The sequence below is a fragment of the Roseibium sp. MMSF_3247 genome, assembly GCF_030733765.1.
GTDB lineage: Bacteria > Pseudomonadota > Alphaproteobacteria > Rhizobiales > Stappiaceae > Roseibium.
The window spans coordinates 41,746-65,138 of sequence record NZ_JASHII010000008.1 but is presented as its reverse complement, the minus strand read 5'-3'; the positions used below and the strand labels follow the sequence as shown (position 1 = coordinate 65,138).

Below are 23,393 nucleotides of genomic sequence, written 5' to 3'. Positions count from 1 at the left end.
CGGTCAGCCGCCGTTGTTGTCACTGGCAGCGTTCGCGGCGTCCGTATTTGTTGGGTCCGGCAAACCGTTCTCGATCTTGTCGAGGATTTTGGGAAGTTCACCCTCTTCGGGGTCAAGATCTCGGGCATGGTTCCACTGGAAGCGCGCCTCGTTGCGCCGTCCAACTTTCCAATAGGCATCGCCCAAATGGTCGTTGATCACGGGATCGGCCGGCCGCAGCTCAATGGCCCGTTCCAGCTCCGTAACAGCTTCCTCATAGCGGCCCAACCGGTAATAGACCCAGCCCAGACTGTCGACGATGTAACCATCGGTTGGCCGCAGCTCTACTGCCGTCTTGATCATCTCCAGTGCTTCATCAAGCTTCAGGCCCTGATCCACAAGAGAATATCCGAGGTAGTTCAGGACCAGAGGCTGATCTTCTTCCAACTCAAGCGCTTTGCGGAAATCGGCTTCTGCCTCGTCCCACTTACCCAAGCGCTCCCGGCTGATGCCGCGGAAGTAGAGGATCAGCCAGTGCGGCTGCTCAAGCGTTTCGATTGTGTCGATGGACGCTGAGTAAACCTTCTCGGCTTCCTCATAGAGTTCGTGGGACCGCAGGACATTGCCGAGTGCAATTCCGGCTTCCAAATCACCCGGGTCGTTTTCGATGAGCGCGGCCAAATGAGCGCGGGCCTCGTCCACCTGATCAAGAGCATTGAAATTCAGCCCAACCTGAATTTCGGCTTCACGCTTCAAGGCACTGTAGTCAGGCACCATCATCAAAGCTTCGATGGCACGATCAGGCTGATCCATCCGCTCAAAGACGTTGCCGAGCGCGACCGCTGCATATTCTGCAGCCGGATCAAGGTACAGTGCCAGCTGAAGGTAGGAGGTCGACAGTTCCTCTCCGCCGTCACGACCGATCACGGCGCCGAGGCCGTATAGGATCTCCGCCATGCCGACAGCTGGGTCGCTGACAGTCGGCGGGATGACAGCGCCTGACACAATCATCTCACGGGTCCGGTCCAATTGTGGATGGCCGCGGTATTGCCGGTCGAACTGATCCAGCGCCTTCAGCGCATCCTGCTGGCGGCCATTGGCCGCGAGGAGGCGGGCGTGGGCGTCAACGACGCGTATGGCCCCTTGATCCATCTCATAGGCTTTTTCGATGGCCTCAAGGGCTGCTTCGTTCCGTCCGGCTGTAAATAGAAGATGCGCCTTGTGGGTTTCCTTGAAGACATCGAACCACTCGGGCCCGCGGAGGTTGTCGATGGTCTTGGCCGCTTTGTCGATTTGGCCGGCGCCGTAATAAGCCCAAGCGCGTGCGATCCCGACGGATAACTGAGCCAGCGGACCATTCCGGCCCTCCTTCAGCAGCTCGATTGCGGCGCCATAGTTACCGTCGCGTACGTCCTTTGCGCCCAAGACAAGCTGGGCCAGGAAATTCCGCTGCACGCCTCGGTCGAGATCAGCGGCATAGCGGATCGCATCGTCCACATCGCCATTTGCGAGCTTCAGTAGAAAAGTCCGCTCCAGCAACATCGGATTGGATGGGTCTGCGGCAAGGGTTTCTTCATAAAAAGCAGCAGCTTGGGCAAAATCTTTTTGAAAGCCTGCGAGGCGACCGGAAAGATAGCTGCCAGACAGCGTAAAGGGAAGTTCGGCAGGAGTTCCAAGCGTTCTTGGAATTCCGTCTTGTGCATTTGTGTCTGCTAGAACAGTCGCCGGAAGCAGAGCAGCAGCGCTCGCAAGAGCCAGAAGTTTCAATTTGAGCGGCTTTCGGATCGACTTCGAAATGGCGCCGGTCAACTGTGTCATTGGTCCTCGCAGAATTGATTGCTCCCGTTGGGGGGACGCATCTGTATGAAAACCGACAATGGCGCTATTAAGGCTGAGCGGCAAGGTGAGGGGGATAACTTTCTGAGGGTTTAAATCCTTTCGCATTTGCCCTGCGTTGGAAAAACATAGACTAACGACTTAAAAGGGCGGGTTTCCGGTAAAAAGGACTTGATGCTCTTTCAACACCGTAGCAGGTATGTGCGGTGCAATATCAGGCGGGGGCGAAAGTACTCCCGGCACCATGCGGAGGAATTGGAATATGACCAAGTGGGTCTATGGGTTCGGCAATGGTTCTGCAGAAGGCGCAGCAGACATGCGCAACCTGCTCGGTGGCAAGGGGGCGAACCTTGCCGAGATGAGCAGCCTCGGTCTGCCGGTGCCCCCCGGATTCACGATCACCACCGAAGTCTGCACCTATTATTACGACAACGAGAAGTCCTATCCGCCAGCGCTCGAAGCTGAGGTGGCCGCGGCAATGGACAAGGTTGGTGAAGTAACTGGCCGGAAGTTCGGCGATCCTGACCGGCCGCTTCTGGTGTCTGTTCGCTCCGGTGCCCGTGCGTCCATGCCTGGAATGATGGACACGGTCCTCAACCTGGGCCTCAGCGACGGCACCGTGGAAGCGATTGCCCGCGAATCCGGAGACGCTCGGTTTGCTTACGACAGCTACCGTCGCTTCATTCAGATGTATTCCGATGTGGTTCTCGGCGTCGACAATCACGAGTTCGAAGACATCCTCGAGGAATACAAGGAACGCAACGACCTCACTCTGGATACAGAAATCACCGCAGACGCCTGGCAGGGCATCATCGAAAAGTTCAAGGCGCTGGTTGAAGCAGAGCTGGGCAAACCGTTTCCGCAGGACCCGCAAGAGCAGCTCTGGGGCGCAATTGGTGCCGTTTTCAGCTCCTGGATGACACCGCGGGCGGTCACCTACCGGCGTTTGCACGATTTGCCGGCCTCCTGGGGCACAGCTGTAAACGTCCAGGCCATGGTGTTCGGGAACATGGGCGAGAATTCCGCCACTGGTGTTGCCTTCACCCGTAACCCGTCCACCGGTGAGAACAGTCTCTATGGCGAGTTCCTCGTTAATGCGCAGGGCGAAGATGTGGTTGCCGGTATCCGGACACCGCAGGACATTACAGAAAAGGCCCGCATTGAAGCCGGATCTTCCAATCCGTCGCTCGAAGCTTTGATGCCGGAGGCTTTCGCGGAGTTCCAGACCTACTGCGATAAGCTGGAACGCCACTATAAAGACATGCAGGATCTGGAATTCACAATTGAGCAAGGCAAGCTCTGGATGCTGCAGACCCGCGCGGGCAAGCGGACCGCCAAGGCGGCGCTGAAGATTGCGGTCGATATGGTCGCAGAAGGCATGCTGGAAGAAGAAGAAGCTGTGTTCCGTGTCGAGCCTGGCGCACTTGATCAGCTGTTGCACCCGACCATCGATCCGAAGGCTGAGCGTGATATCCTGTCGACCGGGCTGCCGGCCTCTCCCGGTGCGGCTTCGGGTGCAATTGTGTTCACCTCGGATGCTGCAGAACAAGCCAAAGGCGATGGCCGGAAGGTCATCCTTGTTCGGGTTGAGACCAGCCCGGAAGACATCCACGGCATGCATGCCGCTGAAGGCATTCTGACGAGCCGCGGCGGCATGACCAGCCACGCCGCTGTTGTTGCGCGTGGTATGGGCAAACCCTGTGTAGCCGGAGCTGGTGGGCTGCGGATTGACTATCGCAATCAGACAATCAACGTCGGCGGACGGCAACTCAAAGAAGGCGATATCATCACGATCGACGGGGCCACTGGACAAATCCTGGCCGGTGAAGTGGCGATGCTGCAGCCGACACTCTCCGGTGATTTCGGGACGTTAATGGGCTGGGCGGATCGCGGCCGCCGAATGACTGTCCGGACCAATGCGGAAACGCCGCAGGACGCCAAAGTCGCACGTGAGTTCGGCGCCGAAGGCATCGGTCTTTGCCGGACTGAACATATGTTCTTCGAGGGTGATCGCATCCTTGCAGTTCGTGAAATGATCCTTGCTGAAACTCAGGAAGGTCGCCGCGCGGCACTCGCTAAGCTGCTTCCAATGCAACGTCAGGATTTCACGGATCTCTTTGAGATTATGCACGGCCTGCCGGTTACGATCCGTCTCCTTGATCCGCCGCTTCACGAGTTCCTTCCAAAGACGGATGAGGAACTGAAGGAAGTTGCGACGGCGATGGGCGCGGACCCAGAGCTTTTGCGTGATCGCGCACTGTCGCTCGAAGAATTCAACCCGATGCTCGGCCATCGTGGCTGCCGGTTGCTGGTATCCTATCCAGAAATCGCTGAAATGCAGGCAAGGGCAATCTTCGAAGCCGCCGTCGCTGCGGCGAAGGCCACGGGGGCTCCGGTGGTTCCAGAGATCATGGTTCCGCTCGTCGGGCTAAAGGGCGAGCTGGATCTCGTCCGGTCCAGCATTGAGGCAATGGCCAAGGCCGTCATGGAAGAAACCGGGGCAGAGCTGACCTATCAGGTGGGCACAATGGTCGAGTTGCCGCGCGCTGCGCTCAAGGCGGCCGAGATTGCTGAAAGCGCTGAGTTCTTCTCCTTCGGCACAAACGATCTGACGCAGACAACGTTCGGGATTTCCCGTGATGATGCGGCGTCCTTCCTTGGAACGTATCAGACGAAAGGCATCCTTGAGCAGGATCCGTTCGTGTCCCTGGACCCGGAAGGGGTTGGGGAACTAATCAAGATCGGCGTTGAGCGGGGCCGATCCACCCGTCCGGACATAAAGCTCGGCATCTGCGGTGAACATGGGGGTGACCCCTCTTCAATCACTTTCTGTGAGAGCGTCGATCTGGACTATGTGTCCTGTTCGCCTTACCGGGTGCCAATTGCGCGTTTGGCCGCGGCACAAGCTGCACTGCGCAAGGCGTCCGCGAACTGATGAGCAGGCCTTTGCAGCGCATTGGTGATACAGGCTGGCGTCATGCCTGAGCCTTTTCCGGACGTTGATGCGTTAAGATCCGGTGGGAAACGGGTTTTATCCCGTGTTCTCACCCGGATCGAAACGGACGCCGACAAACCGGAGACGGCAGCATTTCTGGATCGGATTGCCGCTCAAGGTAAAGGTCATGTCCTTGGGCTGACCGGCCCACCGGGCGTTGGCAAGTCTACGCTTACCGATGCGCTCATTCGTGCGTTTCGGGATGCTGGCGGCAGTGTTGCTGTTCTTGCGGTCGACCCATCATCTGCAATCACCGGCGGTGCGCTGCTAGGAGACCGGACCCGACTGAAAACCGACCCCAATGACGATCGGATTTTTGTGCGCTCGATGGCTGCGCGCGACAGACTCGGCGGGCTGTCGGATCATTCGGTTGCTGCCATCGCGGTTCTGAGGGCCGCGTTCGATCATGTGATCGTGGAAACTGTCGGTATCGGCCAGTCTGAAGGGGATCTAAAGCAGGCCGCCGACACTGTGCTCCTGTGCATCCAGCCAGGATCAGGTGATAGCCTTCAATTCATGAAGGCCGGCATCATGGAACTGCCGGATGTGGTCGCTGTGACCAAGGCTGATATGGGGGCTGCAGCACGGCGTGCAGCTGCAGACGTCAAAGGTGCGCTGACGCTGTCGCCCACGGGTTCTAATAACTGGACTGTGCCTGTGGGTCTTGTCTCTTCACAAACAGGAGAGGGGATGGAGGCTCTGATCGATCAGGTCAAAGCCCATCTCGATTTCCTGCAAAGCGATGGCAGGCTGGATAGCCACCGGGCCGCACAACACAGTGCTTGGTTCCGTGACCGCGTCCTGTCTGAATATGGACAATCGGGTCTGAGGATCTGCCAAGACCTTGCCGAGGGGCGGGCACGCCAAGCTCCGTTTACCTGTTTCACCGAGTTTTCGGAAAAAATGCACGCGTGCCTGCCGACGGCAACCTGAAGCAACAGATGGTCAGACTTCTGCTGCGCGCATCGTGAACGCAAATTCGCGTCCGAAATCGCCGCCATGTTCCTTCTTGAAGTCCTCAAGGAACTGCGCAAGATCCGTCTCATTGAGCGGTTGAGAGATGAAATAGCCCTGCATGCGATGACAGCCGTGGGCCTGGAGGAACCGGATCTGCTCGATGGTCTCAATGCCTTCAGCGACGATCGTCATGCCAAGGGCTTTGCCAAGCTGAATGATGGATACGATGATAGCCTCTGCCTCCGGATTACCGTCCATGTCAGACAGGAAATCACGATCCACTTTCAAGGTATCAAATGGGAACCGGCGTAAGTAACTCAGGCTGGAGTAGCCAGAGCCGAAGTCATCCAGCGCGACCTTGATGCCGAGGTTCTTCAAGCGCCGCAGAGACTTCAATACCGTATCGTTGCGGCCGGCAAATACGCTTTCCGTGACTTCGATCTCCAGGCGCTGTGGCGCCAGGTTGTTTGTCGCCAGGATCGCCATGACCTTTTCGACAAAACGTGGGTGTTTGAATTGGTTGGGCGACACGTTGACCGACATGACCACATCCGGCCAGTCATGAGCCTTGGCGCAGGCCTTGTTCAGAACCCACAGACCGAGTTCGTTGATCAAACCGGTCTCTTCGGCAACGGGAATGAACTGCGCCGGAGAAACGACCGTGCCATCCTCCTTTGTCCAGCGGGCAAGCGCTTCTACGGACACGATACGCTGGGCCGCGGTGTCAGATTGGGGCTGGTAGGCGAGACTGAGTTCGTCGTTTTTCAGCGCCATCCGCAACTCGCGGGAGAGCTTGTCCTTCGATTGAACATGGTCTTCCATGTTAGCTTCGAAGAAGGAGCGGCGGTTCCGTCCATTTTCCTTTGCATCGTACAGGGCGATATCCGCCTTACGCAGCAACTCGTCCGGGTCGACGCCATCGCGGGGGGCAACGGCTGCGCCAATAGAGAGGCTCGCATGTAATTCGCGGGCGCCGATCTTGATCGGTTGGGAGATTTCATCCTGAATTTGATCGAGGATGTATTCCAGCCACTCGTCACTTTTGGAATTCGGGATCACCATCGCGAACTCATCGCCGCTGATCCGTGCGACAATGCCGTTATCGCCCAAGACGTGTGTCAGACGCTTGGCAACGGCGACGATGACCATGTCTCCAGCCGAGTGACCGAGCGTATCGTTGATATCCTTGAAGTGATCGAGGTCGATATAGATGACAGCGGTTTCCCGCCCCCGATTGTTGGTGTCCTGGAGCATATCCGTCAGCAACCGGTGAAAATGGGCGCGGTTGGGCAAACCTGACAAGGCGTCGTGGCGCGACGTATGCACGGCCTGCGCTTCACTGACGGCAAGGCGCTTGGTCATGTGGCGGGTGAAAGCTGTAACAGCGATTACCACCGCCGTAATCATGAAGGCGGCCATTCCGAGGAAGGGATTGATCCGTGTCAACATCTGTGTTCCTGGCCGGTCCACTTGCCAGGCAATGACCCCGATGGGCGCGCCCGTCGGTCCGCGCAGTCTCAGTTGGCCAATGCCCTCACGATCAGTCTGTTTTTGTGCCAGGATGAAACCGTCAAGTCTGGTCATATGCATGATCTCAGACATCTTTTCACCACGCAGTGGCGCGAGGCTTATCATGACCGTTGGCGGAACTCTCTTGGGAATAACCGACTGAATTTGCCGGGCGATTGCTGCAACCGAAAAGAGATGCGGTTCTCCTTTCACCGAAACAACGCCGGTTTCGAAGATCGAATAACGTTGATCCCGTTGGCTCGGTTCATAGCTGTAAAGCCCGGAGGGAAGCCTCCGGAACGAGATGATATAACGGGCGCGGACCTTCGCGATGGCAGGCTTCAAACGCGCAAGAAGATCCGGTGTCAGCCAACTGTTGTTATGGTCATGCGCAAACAGCGCCTTGACGGCATAGTCCTTTCCAACCACCGCGGATTTTGTAAATCCGTGGTTGGCGTAGAGCCAATGAGTCATGTTGTCGAACACCCAATCCTGATCCAGATTGGGCGCGTTCGTGATGTGAAAAGCGGCATCCCAGGTCGCAACACCGGATTGCTGGCGTGCCAGGTCATCGGAAACCAGTTGCAGTGCTCCAGAAATCAATTGCAGCTGTGATTGCTCGGCACTCTCATCGGAGATGCGTGCGGACCAGTGCATCAGGAAGAAGATCCCGACAACGGACAGAAAGACCAGTGTCACCAACGGTATGATGATGACATTGGCGATCCGCCCACCTGAGTTCTTCAACTTGGTCTGCATGTACTAGCCCTGTTTGACAGGTGCATTATTGGCGAAGACAGTTAAGGATTGACCGACATTGATGGTAAAAAATGTATTTAGTTAAAATGCACGTACATCAAAAAAATAACTTATACACAAACACTTGGCCTTGTTTTCAACCTGATGGATCAAGCCCTATATGAGTTGTAATCCCTTGAAACTCACCTGTGATCTGAGACCAACGATGATGTGATCGTGGATTTCTATGCCAAGGGGTTTGGCGATGTCGACCAATTGCCGCGTCATTTGGATATCCGCCCGCGAGGGCGTGGGGTCTCCTGAGGGATGGTTGTGGACCAGAATGATCGCCGTTGCCCCGTGTTCCAAAGCTCTGCGTACCACCTCTCGCGGATAAACGGGCGTATGGTCAACGGTGCCGGTTTGCTGCAATTCATCGGCAATCAGCCCGTTCTTTTTGTCGAGAAAGAGAACACGGAATTGTTCAACTTCGGACATAGCCATTCGGGCTTGCAGATAGTCCATCACCTTGGACCAGGAATCGAGCAGCTCCCGTTCCCTCAGTTCTGCGGTATGAAATCTGGCGATGGCGGCGTGAATGGCGTGCAGAGTGTCGATGCTGTTGTCCGACAAGCCCTTGATTTCCTTTAGTCTCGGACGCGGCGCAGACAAAACGGCAGAAAACGAGCCAAAGCGTTTCAACAGGGCTTTGGCAATTGGTTTGGTGTCCTGACGGGGCAGGGCAGAGAATAAAAGAAACTCCAGAAGCTCATAGTCGGCGAGACTGTTCTCACCGCTTTTACGAAACCGTTCCCGCAGCCTTTGGCGGTGTCCTTTCGTGCCGGTATCTGCCGATTGTTTTTCGGAGAAACCGGCGTCCGGTTCGCTCATGAGCCTCCTTAGGCGTTGGGCAACCCTGGTTTGTGGATACCTTTGGGTGACGTTGTGAAGCTTTGACATCCATCCGCGGTGATCCCGATGGAATGTTCAAACTGGGCAGATAATGAGCGGTCGCGTGTCACAGCCGTCCAGCCATCGCTCAAGACCTTCACGTTTGGCCGTCCGAGATTGACCATAGGTTCGATTGTGAAAATCATGCCGGGTTTCAGTTCCACGCCTTCGCCGGGTCGTCCGTAGTGCAGGATGTTTGGCGTATCGTGGAACAACCGCCCAAGGCCATGACCGCAAAAATCCCGGACAACAGAACACCGTTGCGCCTCGACATACGTCTGGATAGCCGCGCCGATATCACCGGTCGTGTTGCCCGGTTTGGCCGCCTCTATACCGCGCATCAAGGATTCATAGGTTACGTCGATCAAACGTTCTGCAGCCCGCTTCAGAGGCCCGACCGGATACATCCTGCTGGAATCACCGTGCCAACCGTCCAGGATGTAGGTCACGTCGATGTTGACGATATCGCCTTCACGCAAAGCCTTGTTGTTCGGTATGCCATGGCACACAACATGGTTGATCGACGTGCAAGAGGACTTTGTATAGCCGCGATAGTTCAGTGTAGCCGGTATCGCATTGTGGTCCATGCCGTACTGGTAGACGAAGTCGTCGATTTCTTGCGTGGTCACACCCGGTTTGACCATATCGGCCAGCTCATCGAGACAGGATGCGGTCAGCTGCCCGGCTTTCATCATGCCATCAAAGTCTTCAGGACCGTAAAGGCGCACCTGACCCGTGTTTTTCATTGGGGCATCGGCGGCATCGATGTAGGTGACCATAAAGTTGTGTTCTCGCTTCTTGGCTCCCAGCGCAGCTTGTTGGCTGCAGCACGTTGGAGCCTACCATGTTCTTTAAGTCCACATACAGTCCGCAGGTGGCAATTTCCAGTCCCCGATGTGCTGGGCAGAGAAGAAACAGTATTTGAAAACTACGCTGCTGGCTTGCAGAAACGATGCAAAGTCTCTAGGGGATTTGGTGTTGCTACTGCGGGCGTGGTGGAACTGGTAGACACAAGGGACTTAAAATCCCTCGGCCCTAGGCTGTACGGGTTCGAGTCCCGTCGCCCGCACCAATTTTGTTGGCGCTACCGCTCTTCGGGCTACTTGAGCGCTGGTTTGGTTCGAGGTTGATCCTCTCAATTGCACAAAAAGACTTCCTGACTTTCAACTCGCAGTAAGGCTGTGGCCGATGTCGTGGCTTGCAGAACCTCAGTCAACCAAGAGATGCGTTTTGCGGTAGGCGTGGCTGGTTGCCGTAGGGTCGTTTTTCAGAAACATCGTCTTTCCGGAGTGTGCTCAAACAGCTTAGTGCCGGAAAAGTCTGCTTCTGTCTTTAACCTCTTGTCAGTTTTGCATTAACGAAATTTCCATTACGGTAGTTCTTGGTGATGTTCAGCCCTCGGTTGCGGAGCGGATTTTTTGGCTTTTCGGATCTTGGCATGTCTTTCCGGAATGTGGCTGTCCTTGGTGTTTGGCGGCTTAAGCCTTGCTGACGAGAACAGATTGCTGATCGTTGGCTTTTCAACCCCGCCATATCTTTCAATCGGCCCGGATGACGAGCCGCGCGGACTGCTTGTTGATCTGGTTAAAACGGCTGCAGCGGAATCGAACGTTGAGGTCCATTTTGAAGTGACCAGCTGGCCCCGCGCTCAGCTCGAGGTGCGCAAGGGCGCGGCAGACCTTATTTTTCCGGTAGTGTACACACCGGAACGGGAGGAATGGCTCAACTATCCAGCCAATCCAATCACTCAATTTGAGATGATGATTTTCGCGAGGAAAAACCCGTCCTACGATTTCACCGGTGACGTCACCCAATTGCACGGTCTGTCCATCGGAAAAATCGCAAGTGGGCGCATGCATCCAAATTTCCGGGCGCTGGAGGAGAGTGGCAAGGCCCGGATCGCCTCACGGGACAGCCTGGAGGAATTGTTGACTGCGGTGCATCTTGAACGTCTTGATGGTTTTGTTGCGCCACATCTTATGACAATTGAGGAAGCACATCGGATCGATCTGGACACAGTCGCTCCCTTCGCCCAGCCGGTTGGCGTGTCAGACATCTATCTCGCGTTTTCGAAAAACAGCACAAAAACTGAAGCCTGGAACCGGCTCCAACAGAATTTGCCGCGCCTTGATCAGGCAAGAGCCGATTTCCTTCTGTCCATGAAAGAGACCGACAACTGATGTCGTCATGAATTGGGGCCCGAGGCCAGGTAGGGCCAATGCGCTTGCATCGCGTGGGTTAAGCGCGTTTGCGGATAGATTGCAGACGGTCGGAATTCAATGCTTCACCAATGGAGAGGCAGCAGTCCGGAATGTCTTTCGCCGGAAGCGGGCGGGCACAGAAATAACCCTGCAGGCTGTCGCATTCCAAACTCACTGTTAGCAAGTATTCGCCTTCAGTTTCTGCGCCTTCAGCAACGACCCGGAGGCCAAGGCTTTTGCCGAGCCCGACAATTGCTTGATACAGCTGCTTCTTTTGCGGGTAGAGGTCCGCATCCTGAAGAAAAGCGCGATCAATCTTGAGTTCCTGAAACGGCAGCTTATGCAGGTAGCTCAAGGACGAGTATCCTGATCCGAAATCGTCCAGCGACAACAAAACCCCAGTTGCTTGAAGTTCAAAGAGGAGATCGAGAACTAGCCTCTCACTGGTATCGACAAACACGTTTTCGGTGACTTCAAGGCACAGCGTGTTTGGCGGCAGCTGGTACCGTTGGAGGATTTTCCTGACGTTGCTTGCAAAGTTTGGTTGCTGAAACTCTATCGGAGACACATTGACCGAGATGTGCCCGAATTCAAACCCGGATGTGAGCCAATGTGCCGCCTGCCGGCAGGCTTCGTCGAGCACGTAATGACCAAGATCGATGATCAGGCCGGTCTTTTCTGCAAGGGGAATGAAGTCACAGGGCGGTATCCAGTTGCCTTGGCCGTCCCGCCATCGGATCAGCGATTCCAGACCGACCAGACTGCCGTTGGCAGGATTTACTTGCGGCTGATAGTGGAGTTCCAATTGTCCTGTAGCGAGCGCCGTTCTGAGGCGGGTTTCCAGAAGCATTTCGCTTTGAACCCGGTCATTGAGCGGTTCGGAGAAGAACATATGCTGTTGGTGGGCGGCTTCCTTGGCGGCCCTCAGGGCAATGCCGGCAACCCGATGGGCGGTTTCGACATCGTGGGCATCTTGAGGCAGCAATGCGATGCCAATGAGCGGATCGACCCGGATCTCGCCTTCGTCCAGTTGGAACGGATTAGACAGGACGTCAATAATATGGCCTGCGAAGTCAGCGGAAAGTTCGCCGCTTTCCTCGAGCGGGAGAAGAATACAAAAGTCATCGGCTGAAATTCTGGAGACCTTGGCGCTTTCCCCCAAAAGGCGGCGGAGGCGGGTATAGGTCTGCATCAGGACACGGTTGCCTGCCTTCTGTCCGAAGGTATCATTGATTTTTGCAAAGCCGATAAAGTCCAGCTGGATCAGGGCCGTTTTCCAGTTGTCAACGGCTGCGCTTTCCAAAGCGTCAGCGAGATCTGCAAAGTACTTCGTACGGTTGCCGCCTGTTGTGACCGGATCGACATAGGCCAGCTTATGGAGGCGTTCCTGAAGCTCGGTTACCCTGGCTAGGCCGTGCGCAAGGTCGCCTATTTCATCTGGACGGTCCGCACAGGGAAAAGAGGCCTGAGGCTGACCGGAGGCAAGCCTATGGGCGGCGGCGGCGAGACGGCGCAAAGGCATCATCTGGTTGCGCAGCAAGATCCCGCCCACCAGCATGACAGCAAAGAGAACCAAGGCAGCTGCTGTGAAAAGGCGCGCGCTGAGACGGTTTTGCGCCACCGTCAGATCATCGGCCCAGCCAACATCAACGGCTGCTGCTCCCTTCAGGGCACGATCGCCATCGACGATCGGCATTAAATAAGCAAGGCGTAGCCGACCTTGAACAGGGACGTTCCCAATGAATGGAACGCCGTTTACGAGGTTTGAATACGCAGGGTGGCCGGGTTTGATGGCAAAAGGTGGTGGCATGCTGCCGTCCGGCTTGCGGAAAGTCGTTGCAATCCGGTCGAACAAACCAGTCTTTTCTGAGTAGCTGAAGATGTTAGCCGCACCCTGGTTGCTCTTGCCAATGGCCAGAACAAGTTCATCAAACAATGCATTTGGACGCAGGTCTGCCGGACCGTTGTAGAGTGCGGTCAAGGTCAGGACTTGCGGCTTGCCGTTTTCGTCGCTTGTGGGGTCGATTGCGCGGTCTGTGCCATACCGGATCACTGCCGCTGCGGTCTTGGCCGCGCGGTCAATACGAATGGTCGAATTTTCTTCGGTCGTCCTTGCTATTTCAAAATAACTGATACCGGAAACAAGGCCGATGCTAAGCAAAACAGCAACCCCGAGTATCAGACTGATCCGGACCACCAACGAGTGAATTCCAAAACGTGTAATGGCGGTTATCCTTGTCAATTTCGCGCAGTGCGAGCTCACGACACAGACAGCACGCAAGGGTAAACTTCAAACGCTACGGAAATCTGAATCGATTGGTCCAATTTTAAACTAAACGGCGTAGGTGTCGGACAACCCTAGCGAATTCCGTATTGTGAACTCGGAGTTACACAGATCAACCGGGGGAAGAGGGCTGCAAAGCATTGGAAATTGTCGGCAATAACGGTAGGACATTGAACTGTGTGTCTCTGCGGAGCGCGCGCAATATGGGCTTTGGGGTGCGTTCCGCTTGATTTCACTCAGACCAGTTTTGAACGTTCTTGGGTTTTTGTATGTCGGTCTTGCGACCGCCATGCTCGTCCCAGCCATCATCGACGTCGCGCAGAAGAATGCAGATTGGCAGGCGTTCGTCTTTTCTGCCTTGCTAACCGGCATGTTTGGCATGCTGTTGTCGCTGTCCATGGGCGGATCGCTTAAGGAGGGTCTCGACACTCGGCAGACCTTCATTTTGACGACACTTGCCTGGGCAACACTACCGGCCTTTGGAGCCTTGCCTTTTCTTTGGCTTGGGATCGGCTACGCAGACGCCGTGTTTGAAGCGGTCTCAGGTTTTACCACGACCGGCTCCACTGTATTGACCGGTCTGGATGGTTTGCCGCCCGGATTGCTGGTCTGGCGGTCGATCATGCAATGGATGGGCGGCGTCGGCATTATCGTTATGGCGATCGTCTTGCTGCCGTTCCTGCGCATTGGCGGGATGCAGCTGTTTCAAAGCGAGAGCTCCGACCGGTCAGAAAAGATCGTCAGCCGCTCTGTTGAACTGATCCGGCTGTTAGGGCTGGCCTACCTGTTCCTTACCGTCTTGTGTATCGCCGCTTATTTGGCAACGGGCATGGGGCTCTTCGATGCGTTCAACCATGCTTTGACAACGATCGCGACGGGCGGGTACTCGACCCATGACCTGTCCTTCGGGTATTTCCAGAACCATTCGTCTGCTTGGGTCGCCATTGTTTTCATGATCATCGGCGCGATGCCGTTTGTGTTGATCATTCAGGCGCTCCGCGGGCAACCGCTTCTTTTGTGGCGGGATCCGCAGGTCCGAGTACTCCTCGGATTTCTTGCGATCGTTTCCCTGGCCCTCACGGTTCATCTTGGCGTCAAGATGGATTTTGATTTCGACGAGGCCTTGGTCAAGGCAACTTTCACGGTGGTCTCCATTGTGACCGGAACCGGCTACGCACTGGGCGATTTCGAACAATGGGGTGCTCCGGTTGTCGGGACCTGCTTCCTACTTATGTTTGTTGGCGGATGTACCGGGTCGACGACCGGCGGCATCAAGATTTTCCGGTTTCTGGTGTTTTTCGGCACGGTCCGCGCCCACTTGCGCCGGATGGTTCGGCCACACCGGATCATGTCGGAAGAATATGCGGGGACCCGGCTGACCCCGGAACTGTCCTTCTCGGTCTTGGCGTTTCTGGTGGTCTACCTGGGGTCGGTCGGTGTGATCACCGTGGCCTTGTCGTTCTTCGATCTTGACTTGGTGACGGCGATTTCGGCGGCCGCGACGTCTGTAGGCAACGTGGGTCCGGGCCTCGGGCCGATGATCGGGCCGGCGGGGCATTTCGCGCCATTGCCGGATGGGGCCAAATGGCTCCTGTCCTTTGCCATGCTTGTTGGCCGTTTGGAGCTGTTCACGGTTTTGGTTCTGCTCGACCCGGATTTCTGGTCAAAGTAACCCTCTCTGATCGTTTGCGTATCACTTCAGGAAGTCATTCATGCAGTTTTCTGTCCCCCTTGTCAGCGGCCGTCTCGTCAAGCGCTATAAGCGGTTTCTGGCGGATGTTGTTCTGGATGAGACCGGCGAAGAAGTTACGGCCCATTGCGCCAATCCGGGGTCGATGTTGGGCCTGAAGGAGCCAGGATCCCGGGTCTGGTTGTCGCCGTCCGACAATCCGAAGCGGAAACTGAAATATTCTTGGGAAGTGATTGAAGCCGATGGTGCGTTGGTCGGCATCAACACCGCCCATCCGAACAAGTTGGTAGAAGAAGCCCTGGTGGCGGGCCGCATTCAGGGGTTGGCGGATTTTGAAACCCTGCGCCGGGAAGTGAAATACGGCAAGAACTCCCGGATCGACATTCTGTTGGAGCAGGTGGATGGCTCCAAGATTTACGTTGAAGTGAAGAACGTGCACCTGATGCGCGAATCCGGTCTTGCCGAGTTTCCGGACAGCGTGACAGCCCGCGGAGCGAAGCATCTGGTCGAGCTTGGAGATATGGTTGCGGAAGGTCACCGGTCGGCGATGGTGTTTCTGGTTCAGCGTCCTGACTGCGATACGCTTTCACTCGCCTCTGACATTGATCCAAACTATGCCGAGGCTTTCAAAACTGCCAAGGCCGCGGGTGTTGAAGCCTATGCCATCGGCTGCGATGTCCGCCTCGACGGGATAGATGCCGTGAAGGATGTCGCGATCAACGATTGACCGAAACCCTCCGCCTGGGCCCTTAAACCTGATAGACCGTGATCGGAGTTCCCTCCGGCACGCGGTTGTAAAGGTCAATCACGTCCTGCTGAAGCATACGGACGCAGCCGGACGAGGCGGCTTTGCCGATTGACCAGGTTTCCGATGTGCCGTGGATCCTGTAAAGCGTATCCTTGTTGCCTTCAAAGATGTAAAGCGCCCGCGCGCCCAGTGGGTTGTCCAGCCCTGGGTCCATGCCGTTCTTGTATTTGGCAAGTTTCGGCTGGCGTTTGATCATGTCGGCGGGCGGGGTCCAGGTCGGCCAGGCTTTTTTCCGGGCGATCCGCGCCCGCCCACCCCAGGCGAAGCCGTCGCGCCCGATGCCGACGCCATAACGCATTGCCTTGCCATCCCCCATTGCCAGGTACAAGAAGCGCTCATGGGTTTCCACGACGATGGAGCCCGGTTGCGCGGAGGAGTTGTAGTCGACTACCTGACGGTAGAACTTCGGATCGATCTTGGAAATGTCGACGGCTGGAATAGGAAAACGCTCCTGCGGTCTGGCCGCATACATTTGCGCAAAATCCGTCGAGACCGGCTTGGTCAGGCTCGGCTTGGGCGGCAGTTTGGCGGTCGTGTTACCCGAACAGCCGGTTGCGACCGCAGCTGTTGCCGAAACCAAAAATGTGCGTCTGTCCAGCATTCCGGATCCCGTTTCGCCCTCACGAGAATCATCGAAAGGCTTCCAGAAACATAAACGGCCGGTTGGACCCTCTGGTCAACCAGCCGTCGAATGGATCTCAGGATAATCCGCAAATTGTGATGCGGACGGCCTGAAATCAGCCTGCCGTGTCTTTGGAAAGCGGCGGCTGGAACTGCCAGCCCATGTCCCAAGGGAAATAAATCCAGGTGTCTTGGGAGACTTCTGTGATGAAGGTGTCGACCATCGGAACGCCGACCGGCTTGGCGTAGACAGTTGCAAAATGGGCTTTGGGCAGCATCTCCCGGACCACTTTCATGGTTTTGCCCGTGTCGACAAGATCATCGATGACAAGGACGCCGCTGCCTTCGCCGTCTTCCAGATCGATCACTTTCGGATCGACCGGTTTGATAACTTCCAGACGGCCCTGGCTGTCATAGTCGTGATAAGAGGCGATGCACACGGTCTCGATAGTGCGGATGCCAAGTTCGCGCGCTACGATCCCGGCCGGAACCAGACCGCCGCGGGTGATGCAGACGATGGCTTTCCACTCACCTTCGCTTGAGAGCCGCCAGGCGAGCGCGCGGGAGTCGCGGTGGAACATGTCCCATGAGACTGGGAAGGCTTTGTCTTGTGCAGGGTTTTCCATGTCTTTTCCTTCAAGTCATCCAGAGAGATCGTCAACAGCGCGCGCCACATCCTGTGCGGCGGCTGCGAGAATGGTTTCGTCTCTGGATCGAATTACGATCTGGGTGGTGAATTTTCCGTCCGTTGCTTTCGGATAGGATCCAATCAGAGTTTCAGGATGGGCGTCCTGAATGGCGGCCAGGCGTTCAGCAATCCGGCTCTCGGGCATATTTGCCGCAACCGTTTCAGACAACATCTTCTTGCCCGTATGCAGCGTCGGTGCGACCGCATCCATCATGGCTTGCATGATCGCAGGAACACCGGCCATGACATGGACGTTGCCAATCCGAAATCCGGGAGCCTTGGACACCTTGTTTTCAATGAGATCCGCCCCTTCCGGGATCCGCGCCATGCGTTGGCGGGCAGGGGTGAACTGACCCGGCGGATAGTGCTTTTCCATGATCGCAACGGCTCGGGGGTCAAGATTCAGCGGCACGTCGAATGCAGCAGCGACGGCCTCGGCGGTAATGTCATCATGGGTCGGCCCGATGCCACCTGATGTAAAGATATAGGTGTATTTCGCCCGGAGGGCATTCACAGCGCTGACGATTTCGGCCTGAACGTCCGGTACGATCCGAACTTCGCTGAGGTCAATGCCAAGAGCGGTCAGATAGTCAGCGAGAAAGCCGATATTCTTGTCTTTGGTGCGTCCGGACAGGATTTCATCGCCGATGACAAGAAATGCAGCGGTTACAACGTCATCGGCCTTATCAGCTGTCATGTCAGCGCTCCCTCGATCCGGATGCTTGGCTTTATCCCAGCTTGCGGTCTGGCTCAACCTTTTGCGTCAGAAACTTGGAGCCGCCCCAAGATTAAGACGGCCAAAGGCGGTCAGGAGGGCAATGCTTGGTTGGGTTTCCAGCCGTAAACATAGTCAAAGCGGGCCGCAAGGCTCTCCGGTTTTGAAAACTTCATCACCATGTCGCGGGCTGTGGCTGGAAGACCGGACATGTGAAACGTCTTTGCGTTTTTAAAGCCGGTTTCCTGAATGCGTTCCGCGCGCGGTTTGCGGGTGCGCTCATAGGCTCTCAGAGCCGCTGCGGTGTTTTCCGTTTCAACTGGGAAATGGTTCGCAAGCTCGGCGGCATCTTCGATCGCCATAGCCGCGCCCTGGGCCATATAGGGAAGCATTGCATGGGCCGCGTCGCCGAGGAGGGCAATCTGGCCATGCGTCCAGGGACCATTGGCGTCGACCGTGCACAAGGCCCACTTCAACCAGCGCTCTGGCCCATTCAGCAGATTGCGGATGTCCGTTGGCCAGTCCTTGAAACGGTGCAGCAGTTCGTCCTTGCCAGCTGGCGCCGACCATGTTTCGTCCTGCCAATCTTCTGTTGCCAGCGCGACGATGTTCAGCTGCTCGCCACTGCGGATCGGATAATGGACCAGATGGCTGTCCTTGTGCATCCACAGCCCGGAATCCTTGCGCCACTTGGCAGGGATCTTGTCGATTGGCAGTGTGGACCTGTAAGCGACCTGACCACTGAAGCGCGCGTTTTTGTGGTTCGGGATCAATCGGCGAACCGTTGACCAGACGCCATCCGCACCGATGAGGGCCTTGCAGTTGAGTGTCCCGGTTGTTTCGCCGGCCTGATATGTGCACACCAGGTTGCCGGCATCGCCCGTCTTGGCATCGGTAAGGGCGGTGCCGAGCATCAATTTGATGCCGTCGGTCGCCTCGACCTTTTTCAAAAGCGTGCCCTGAAGATCCGCCCGGTGGATCACAATAAAGGGCTGGCCATGCCGTTCGAGCAAATAAGACCCAAGCCTGACTTTGGAAATCTGATCTCCAGTCTTGCCGGACCAGACCCGAAGATTGTCCGGCTGGTGGCCAAGTGCTTTTAGGTCCTGAAGCAGTCCAAAACCGTCTAGCACCGAACAGGCGTTGGGGGAGAGCTGCAGGCCTGCACCCACCTCTGACAGAGCCTTGGCCTTGTCTATAAGCACGATCTCATGACCGGCCCGGCGCAAAGTCAAAGCGGCGGTCAAGCCGCCGATGCCTGCTCCGGCGATGACGATCGGGGAGGGGGGGGGGCCGGTCTCGCTCATGACAGCTCTGGTCTATCAGGCAGTTTCAAGCAGCTTCCGGCACCCAGGTGCAGTCGGAAGGAGACGATTCGTTCGGAGCCAGCGTGGCGTCGTACTTGTAAAGCGTGGAGCAATAGGGGCAGACGACTTCTTTTTCGCTGCCCATATCGAGGAAGACATGCGGGTGATCGAACGGCGGATGGGCGCCGATGCACATGAATTCCTTTGCGCCGATTGCGATGGAATCGTGGCCGCTGGTGTTTTGAAAATGCGGGACGACCTGATCTGCCATGATCACTTCCTCAATTCTTGTGGCGGTTGCGCCAAGCTCTTTTGGCCGGACCATACCGATTTGATGCCCGGTTGAACAGGGGCAACCTTGCCGCGGTCACCAACCAACTTGTGGCTGCCACCGCCGTGGAAATCCGGCTTTGCCAATTGAGATCATTCTCAGTACAGTGGTTGAAATTCGGGTTTTACGTTTACGTAAGAGGAAGTTTTATGCCGGTCTTTGAGCAGGATGATGTTCATATTGCCTATCTGGACGAGGGCGAAGGGGATCCGATCCTGTTGATCCACGGCTTTGCCTCCAACAAAGCGGTCAACTGGCAGAACACGGGCTGGGTCGATCTATTCATCAAGGAAGGCCGCCGCGTGATCGCGCTCGACAACAGGGGCCATGGGGAAAGTCAAAAATTCCACGACCCGGAGGCCTACGGTGCTCCGATTATGGCGGAAGACGCCCGGAAGCTGCTCGACCATCTTGGGATCGAGCAGACCGATGTCATGGGCTATTCGATGGGTGCCCGGATCAGTGCGTTTTTGACGCTTAATCATCCGCAGCGAGTCAAACGGGCCATTTTCAGCGGGCTTGGCTACGGCATGATCGAAGGGGTGGGAGACCCGGAGCCAATTGCCGCTGCGCTTGAAGCCGATCGCCTGCAGGACGTCACGGACCGGACGGGCCGGGCCTTTCGCGCGTTCGCCGAACAGACCAAATCCGACCGGTTGGCTCTTGCCGCGTGCATGCGCTCCTCGCGACAGAAAATCAGCGAAGAAGATATCGCCCGCATCGAACGGCCGGTTCTGGTGGCCGTTGGAACCCGCGATGACATTGCCGGTTCCCCGCACAAATTGGCTGCCTTGATGCAGCATGCAGACGTGCTTGAGATCCCGGGACGGGATCACATGGTGGCCGTCGGAGACAAGGTTCACAAGCAAGGGGTCCTGGCGTTTTTGAACAACGTCGACGATTGACCGGCGGTTTTACGCCAGCTTGTGCGCATAGATTGGGAGGAGACATGAGCGCAAAACGGATCGAATTCAAAGGGGCGGAGGAAAACGCCCTGATTGCCGATCAATATGGGACGGGCGGTCAACCTGTGATCTTGCTGCACGGCGGCGGGCAGACGCGTCATTCGTGGGCTGCGGCTGCGGAACGGATCGCGGCGCTTGGACATGTGGTTTATTCTGTTGACCAGCGGGGCCACGGCGAAAGCGCCTGGGTTCCCTCCGGCAACTACATGTTTGTCCATTTCGCCCAGGATCTTGTCGCGCTCTGCCGGCAGGTGATTGCAAAACATGGCGCCAAACCCGTTGTGGTTGGTGCGTCGCTGGGCGGTTTTGCCGGAATGTTGGCGGAAGGTGCGGAAGCGCCGGGAAATCAGGCCGCACTTGTGCTGGTCGACATCACGCCGCGTGTCGATATGGATGGGGTCTACAAGATCCTCGGCTTCATGGGCGACAGGGTGGAAGAAGGTTTCGGGACGGTGGAAGAAGCTGCAGATGCCATCGCTCGGTATCTACCGAACCGCTCAAGGCCGAAGGATCTGTCGGGGCTTTCTAAAAATCTGCGCCTTCATGCTGACGGCCGGTATCGCTGGCATTGGGACCCTGCGTTCTTGAAAGTGCGGGAACATTCAGACGCAGAAATCACAAAACGGGTGCAGGCCGGAATGATCGAAGCGGCTGAAAACCTCAAAGTGCCCGTGCTTCTGTTGCGCGGCCGGAACTCCGAGCTGGTGTCGATGGCACATGTGGAAGAGTTCCTGGACTGCGTGCCCCATGCCAAGTTCACCGACATTCAGGACGCCGGTCATATGGTTGCCGGCGACAAGAATGACGTTTTCGCCCAGGCAGTGGAAGAGTTTCTCACCAACCTGAAATCCGAAGCGCTGATTGCGTGAGTGCAAATTTATCAGCTATTTGAATCTGATGGCGGGACTGTTTCATAGGTTGATTCACAATCCCGTCTATCTTTGCGTTAGAATCAAGAATTTATGATAGCGGCCTCTTTTTCTTGAGAAATTCCCTGTTCACTGCCCTTTGAAAGCCGGTTTGCGTTTCTCCAGGAAGGCGCGGCAGCCTTCGGCGTAGTCGGCGCTGTCGACACAGGTGCGCGCCATTGATTGAGCGGCGCTCAAGTCGGCCGCCGCACTTGCCGATGCCAGCAGGTTGATGGTTGTCTTGGCCGCTTTTAGGGACAGCGGAGCGTTTTGTTCAAAGTGTCGGCACAGCTCGGCAATCCGGGCATCTAACGCGCCAGCTTCGTGAACCTCGTCGATGAGGCCAATTTGCAAGGCGTTGTCGGCGGAGAGGCGTTCAGCTGTGAACAACAGCTTTTTCGCATTGGACGGGGACACAGCCTCGATCAAGTCCGCCACCGCGTCCGGCGGATAGGCAAGGCCGAGACGGGCGGCCGGGATGGAGAAAAAGGCGGTGTCCGATGCAATGCGAAGATCGCAGGCCAGCGCCAATCCGAGGCCGCCCCCGAGGCATGGGCCTTCAATTGCCGCGACGACCGGAGCAGGTAAGGTTTTCAAGGCCCGGAAGGCGGCGACATTGACCGCATCATAATGGGCGGCCTTGTCAGCGGTTGATCGGACAGCCTCAAATTCGGCAATGTCCGCTCCCGCACAAAAGGCCTTGCCGCCGGCGCCTCGCACGATCAGGGCGCGCAGGCCGGCGTTATCGCGGAGCGGTTCGAGCAATTCGGGAATGCGGGCCCAGCCTGCTAGGGGCAGGGCATTTTTGCGGTCTGGAGCATTCAGGATCAATTCGGCAATCTGACCGGAAACACGCAAGAATGGATTGGTATCTTCGGACTGAGACGGGGATTGATCGGATGTCATGTGAACCTCAGGAGCTGTGCAAAAGGACGGGTGCCGGATTATTGATCGTAAAAAAACGATTCATTAGAGTGATTGATATCTGATATGAGCAAGTTTTGTTTGGAATATCACGCACAGCGCCTATTTTAGAAGACCATGTGAAGTGGGCTTGAAAAGGAGACAGTCCATGTCGACCCCGGTACGCCAAGCTGGCGAAGATCGCGTGATGAAGCACGATCCCGTCTGGCAACAGTTGCGCGACGAAGCCCAGGCGATGGTGGCGGCAGAGCCAGCCTTGTCGTCCTTTGTCTATGAGACGGTCCTAAATCACGACAGCCTGGAAGAAGCTGTAGTTCACCGCTTGGGCGACCGCTTGGGGCGGGACATCGTTTCTGCGTCGCTTATTCGCCAGACCTATCTGGAAGCGCTGGCGGACGAGCCGGAGCTTGCCGAGATTTTCCGGGTGGACATCGTCGCGGTGTTCGATCGCGATCCGGCATGCTTCCGCTATCTGGAGCCGGTTCTTTATTTCAAGGGCTTTCATGGCCTTCAAACACACCGGCTGGCCAATTGGCTTTGGCGCAAGGGCCGAAAGGACTTCGCCCTTTATTTGCAGAGCCGCTGCTCGGAAGTTTTTCAGATCGACATTCATCCGGCCGTTCCGGTTGGACGCGGGATCTTTATCGACCATGGCACCGGCATTGTTGTCGGCGGCACGGCTGTGATTGAAGACGATGTCTCCATCCTGCAAGGTGTGACGCTGGGCGGCACGGGGAAGGAAGACGGCGACCGGCATCCGAAGATCCGTCACGGCGTTCTGGTTGGCGCTGGCGCTAACGTGCTCGGCAACCTGGAGATCGGGCATTGCAGCCGAATTGCATCCGGCTCTGTTGTTCTTACGGATGTTCCGGCGAACACCACAGTTGCAGGTGTGCCGGCGAAGATCGTTGGGAAGGCTGGGTGTCCGGAGCCAGCCCGCAGCATGAACCAACTCCTGGGTGAGTAGGGTGTGGCCAGTATGAAGG

Annotated in this window: 19 protein-coding genes and 1 tRNA gene; 9 read left to right on the top strand and 11 right to left on the bottom strand. The window is 56.6% G+C overall.

Annotation, left to right across the window (positions count from 1 at the left end; all coding sequences use genetic code 11):
• Positions 1-3: 3 nt before the first annotated feature.
• Positions 4-1,797: a tetratricopeptide repeat protein gene (locus RBB44_RS22065; protein ID WP_306149998.1), complete on the bottom strand. Its 1,794-nt coding sequence runs from the start codon at positions 1,795-1,797 to the stop codon at positions 4-6.
• Positions 1,798-2,077: 280 nt separating this feature from the next.
• Between RBB44_RS22065 and ppdK the strand changes: the two genes are divergently transcribed.
• Positions 2,078-4,750 (top strand): pyruvate, phosphate dikinase, encoded by a 2,673-nt coding sequence (ppdK, locus tag RBB44_RS22060; protein WP_306149997.1) that lies wholly within the window; start codon positions 2,078-2,080, stop codon positions 4,748-4,750.
• A 42-nt stretch (positions 4,751-4,792) separates the two neighbouring features.
• Complete coding sequence (gene meaB, locus RBB44_RS22055; RefSeq protein WP_306149996.1) at positions 4,793-5,743, top strand: methylmalonyl Co-A mutase-associated GTPase MeaB; 951 nt, start codon at positions 4,793-4,795, stop codon at positions 5,741-5,743.
• Between the two features lie 12 nt (positions 5,744-5,755).
• Here meaB and RBB44_RS22050 read toward each other — a convergent pair whose 3' ends face one another.
• The 3 genes from RBB44_RS22050 to map all read right to left on the bottom strand — a co-directional run bounded on the left by RBB44_RS22050 (position 5,756) and on the right by map (position 9,744).
• A complete protein-coding gene (locus RBB44_RS22050; RefSeq protein ID WP_306149995.1) occupies positions 5,756-8,035 on the bottom strand; it encodes an EAL domain-containing protein in 2,280 nt (759 codons plus the stop codon).
• A gap of 156 nt (positions 8,036-8,191) precedes the next feature.
• Positions 8,192-8,905: a DNA repair protein RadC gene (gene radC / locus RBB44_RS22045; RefSeq protein WP_209173919.1), complete on the bottom strand. Its 714-nt coding sequence runs from the start codon at positions 8,903-8,905 to the stop codon at positions 8,192-8,194.
• Between the two features lie 8 nt (positions 8,906-8,913).
• Positions 8,914-9,744 carry a type I methionyl aminopeptidase gene (gene map / locus RBB44_RS22040; protein ID WP_133946771.1) on the bottom strand — a complete coding sequence of 277 codons (831 nt, stop codon included), beginning with the start codon at positions 9,742-9,744 and terminating at the stop codon, positions 8,914-8,916.
• 207 nt (positions 9,745-9,951) lie between these two features.
• On the opposite strand from map, the gene RBB44_RS22035 reads away from it, so the two are divergent.
• Both RBB44_RS22035 and RBB44_RS22030 read left to right on the top strand, forming a co-directional pair.
• Positions 9,952-10,037, top strand: a tRNA-Leu gene (locus RBB44_RS22035).
• 346 nt (positions 10,038-10,383) lie between these two features.
• A complete protein-coding gene (locus tag RBB44_RS22030; RefSeq protein WP_306149994.1) occupies positions 10,384-11,145 on the top strand; it encodes an ABC transporter substrate-binding protein in 762 nt (253 codons plus the stop codon).
• A gap of 58 nt (positions 11,146-11,203) precedes the next feature.
• Here the strand turns inward: RBB44_RS22030 and RBB44_RS22025 are convergent, their stop codons facing one another.
• The gene (locus RBB44_RS22025) at positions 11,204-13,363 is read right to left on the bottom strand and encodes an EAL domain-containing protein (RefSeq protein WP_306149993.1); all 2,160 of its coding nucleotides are present in this window, start codon (positions 13,361-13,363) and stop codon (positions 11,204-11,206) included.
• Between the two features lie 334 nt (positions 13,364-13,697).
• Between RBB44_RS22025 and RBB44_RS22020 the strand changes: the two genes are divergently transcribed.
• Together RBB44_RS22020 and sfsA are read left to right on the top strand one after the other, a co-directional pair.
• Positions 13,698-15,122 carry a TrkH family potassium uptake protein gene (locus RBB44_RS22020; RefSeq protein WP_008192452.1) on the top strand — a complete coding sequence of 475 codons (1,425 nt, stop codon included), beginning with the start codon at positions 13,698-13,700 and terminating at the stop codon, positions 15,120-15,122.
• 40 nt (positions 15,123-15,162) lie between these two features.
• Positions 15,163-15,867 (top strand): DNA/RNA nuclease SfsA, encoded by a 705-nt coding sequence (sfsA, locus tag RBB44_RS22015; RefSeq protein WP_306149992.1) that lies wholly within the window; start codon positions 15,163-15,165, stop codon positions 15,865-15,867.
• A gap of 22 nt (positions 15,868-15,889) precedes the next feature.
• Here sfsA and RBB44_RS22010 read toward each other — a convergent pair whose 3' ends face one another.
• The 5 genes from RBB44_RS22010 to RBB44_RS21990 form a co-directional block, all read right to left on the bottom strand.
• Positions 15,890-16,549, bottom strand: a complete 660-nt coding sequence (locus tag RBB44_RS22010) for a L,D-transpeptidase (protein WP_306149991.1) — start codon at positions 16,547-16,549, stop codon at positions 15,890-15,892.
• Between the two features lie 136 nt (positions 16,550-16,685).
• Positions 16,686-17,195 (bottom strand): xanthine phosphoribosyltransferase, encoded by a 510-nt coding sequence (gene gpt, locus RBB44_RS22005; protein ID WP_133946776.1) that lies wholly within the window; start codon positions 17,193-17,195, stop codon positions 16,686-16,688.
• A 15-nt stretch (positions 17,196-17,210) separates the two neighbouring features.
• Positions 17,211-17,954, bottom strand: a complete 744-nt coding sequence (locus RBB44_RS22000) for a molybdopterin-binding protein (RefSeq protein WP_306149990.1) — start codon at positions 17,952-17,954, stop codon at positions 17,211-17,213.
• 110 nt (positions 17,955-18,064) lie between these two features.
• Positions 18,065-19,279, bottom strand: coding sequence for an FAD-dependent monooxygenase (locus tag RBB44_RS21995; protein ID WP_306149989.1), 1,215 nt, complete (start codon positions 19,277-19,279; stop codon positions 18,065-18,067).
• Positions 19,280-19,304: 25 nt separating this feature from the next.
• Positions 19,305-19,550 (bottom strand): zinc-finger domain-containing protein, encoded by a 246-nt coding sequence (locus RBB44_RS21990; RefSeq protein ID WP_040452254.1) that lies wholly within the window; start codon positions 19,548-19,550, stop codon positions 19,305-19,307.
• Between the two features lie 209 nt (positions 19,551-19,759).
• Here RBB44_RS21990 and RBB44_RS21985 point away from each other — a divergent pair, with 209 nt between their 5' ends.
• Positions 19,760-20,515 carry an alpha/beta fold hydrolase gene (locus RBB44_RS21985; protein ID WP_306149988.1) on the top strand — a complete coding sequence of 252 codons (756 nt, stop codon included), beginning with the start codon at positions 19,760-19,762 and terminating at the stop codon, positions 20,513-20,515.
• A 44-nt stretch (positions 20,516-20,559) separates the two neighbouring features.
• The gene (locus RBB44_RS21980) at positions 20,560-21,444 is read left to right on the top strand and encodes an alpha/beta fold hydrolase (RefSeq protein WP_306149987.1); all 885 of its coding nucleotides are present in this window, start codon (positions 20,560-20,562) and stop codon (positions 21,442-21,444) included.
• Positions 21,445-21,573: 129 nt separating this feature from the next.
• On the opposite strand, the gene RBB44_RS21975 is transcribed toward RBB44_RS21980, so the two are convergent.
• On the bottom strand, positions 21,574-22,389 hold the full coding sequence (locus RBB44_RS21975) for an enoyl-CoA hydratase-related protein (RefSeq protein ID WP_306149986.1): 816 nt from the start codon (positions 22,387-22,389) through the stop codon (positions 21,574-21,576).
• Between the two features lie 166 nt (positions 22,390-22,555).
• Between RBB44_RS21975 and cysE the strand changes: the two genes are divergently transcribed.
• On the top strand, positions 22,556-23,374 hold the full coding sequence (gene cysE, locus RBB44_RS21970; RefSeq protein ID WP_306149985.1) for a serine O-acetyltransferase: 819 nt from the start codon (positions 22,556-22,558) through the stop codon (positions 23,372-23,374).
• Positions 23,375-23,393: the final 19 nt, after the last annotated feature.

Coding starts and splice junctions, on each gene's coding strand:
- gpt (WP_133946776.1), bottom strand. CDS start 17,195: ATGGAAAACCCTGCACAAGACAAAGCCTTCCCAGTCTCATGGGACATG.
- RBB44_RS21985 (WP_306149988.1), top strand. CDS start 19,760: ATGCCGGTCTTTGAGCAGGATGATGTTCATATTGCCTATCTGGACGAG.
- meaB (WP_306149996.1), top strand. CDS start 4,793: ATGCCTGAGCCTTTTCCGGACGTTGATGCGTTAAGATCCGGTGGGAAA.
- radC (WP_209173919.1), bottom strand. CDS start 8,905: ATGAGCGAACCGGACGCCGGTTTCTCCGAAAAACAATCGGCAGATACC.
- RBB44_RS22010 (WP_306149991.1), bottom strand. CDS start 16,549: ATGCTGGACAGACGCACATTTTTGGTTTCGGCAACAGCTGCGGTCGCA.
- map (WP_133946771.1), bottom strand. CDS start 9,744: ATGGTCACCTACATCGATGCCGCCGATGCCCCAATGAAAAACACGGGT.
- RBB44_RS22050 (WP_306149995.1), bottom strand. CDS start 8,035: ATGCAGACCAAGTTGAAGAACTCAGGTGGGCGGATCGCCAATGTCATC.
- RBB44_RS22000 (WP_306149990.1), bottom strand. CDS start 17,954: ATGACAGCTGATAAGGCCGATGACGTTGTAACCGCTGCATTTCTTGTC.
- RBB44_RS21995 (WP_306149989.1), bottom strand. CDS start 19,279: ATGAGCGAGACCGGCCCCCCCCCCTCCCCGATCGTCATCGCCGGAGCA.
- sfsA (WP_306149992.1), top strand. CDS start 15,163: ATGCAGTTTTCTGTCCCCCTTGTCAGCGGCCGTCTCGTCAAGCGCTAT.
- RBB44_RS21990 (WP_040452254.1), bottom strand. CDS start 19,550: ATGGCAGATCAGGTCGTCCCGCATTTTCAAAACACCAGCGGCCACGAT.
- cysE (WP_306149985.1), top strand. CDS start 22,556: ATGTCGACCCCGGTACGCCAAGCTGGCGAAGATCGCGTGATGAAGCAC.
- RBB44_RS21980 (WP_306149987.1), top strand. CDS start 20,560: ATGAGCGCAAAACGGATCGAATTCAAAGGGGCGGAGGAAAACGCCCTG.
- ppdK (WP_306149997.1), top strand. CDS start 2,078: ATGACCAAGTGGGTCTATGGGTTCGGCAATGGTTCTGCAGAAGGCGCA.
- RBB44_RS22065 (WP_306149998.1), bottom strand. CDS start 1,797: ATGACACAGTTGACCGGCGCCATTTCGAAGTCGATCCGAAAGCCGCTC.
- RBB44_RS21975 (WP_306149986.1), bottom strand. CDS start 22,389: ATGACATCCGATCAATCCCCGTCTCAGTCCGAAGATACCAATCCATTC.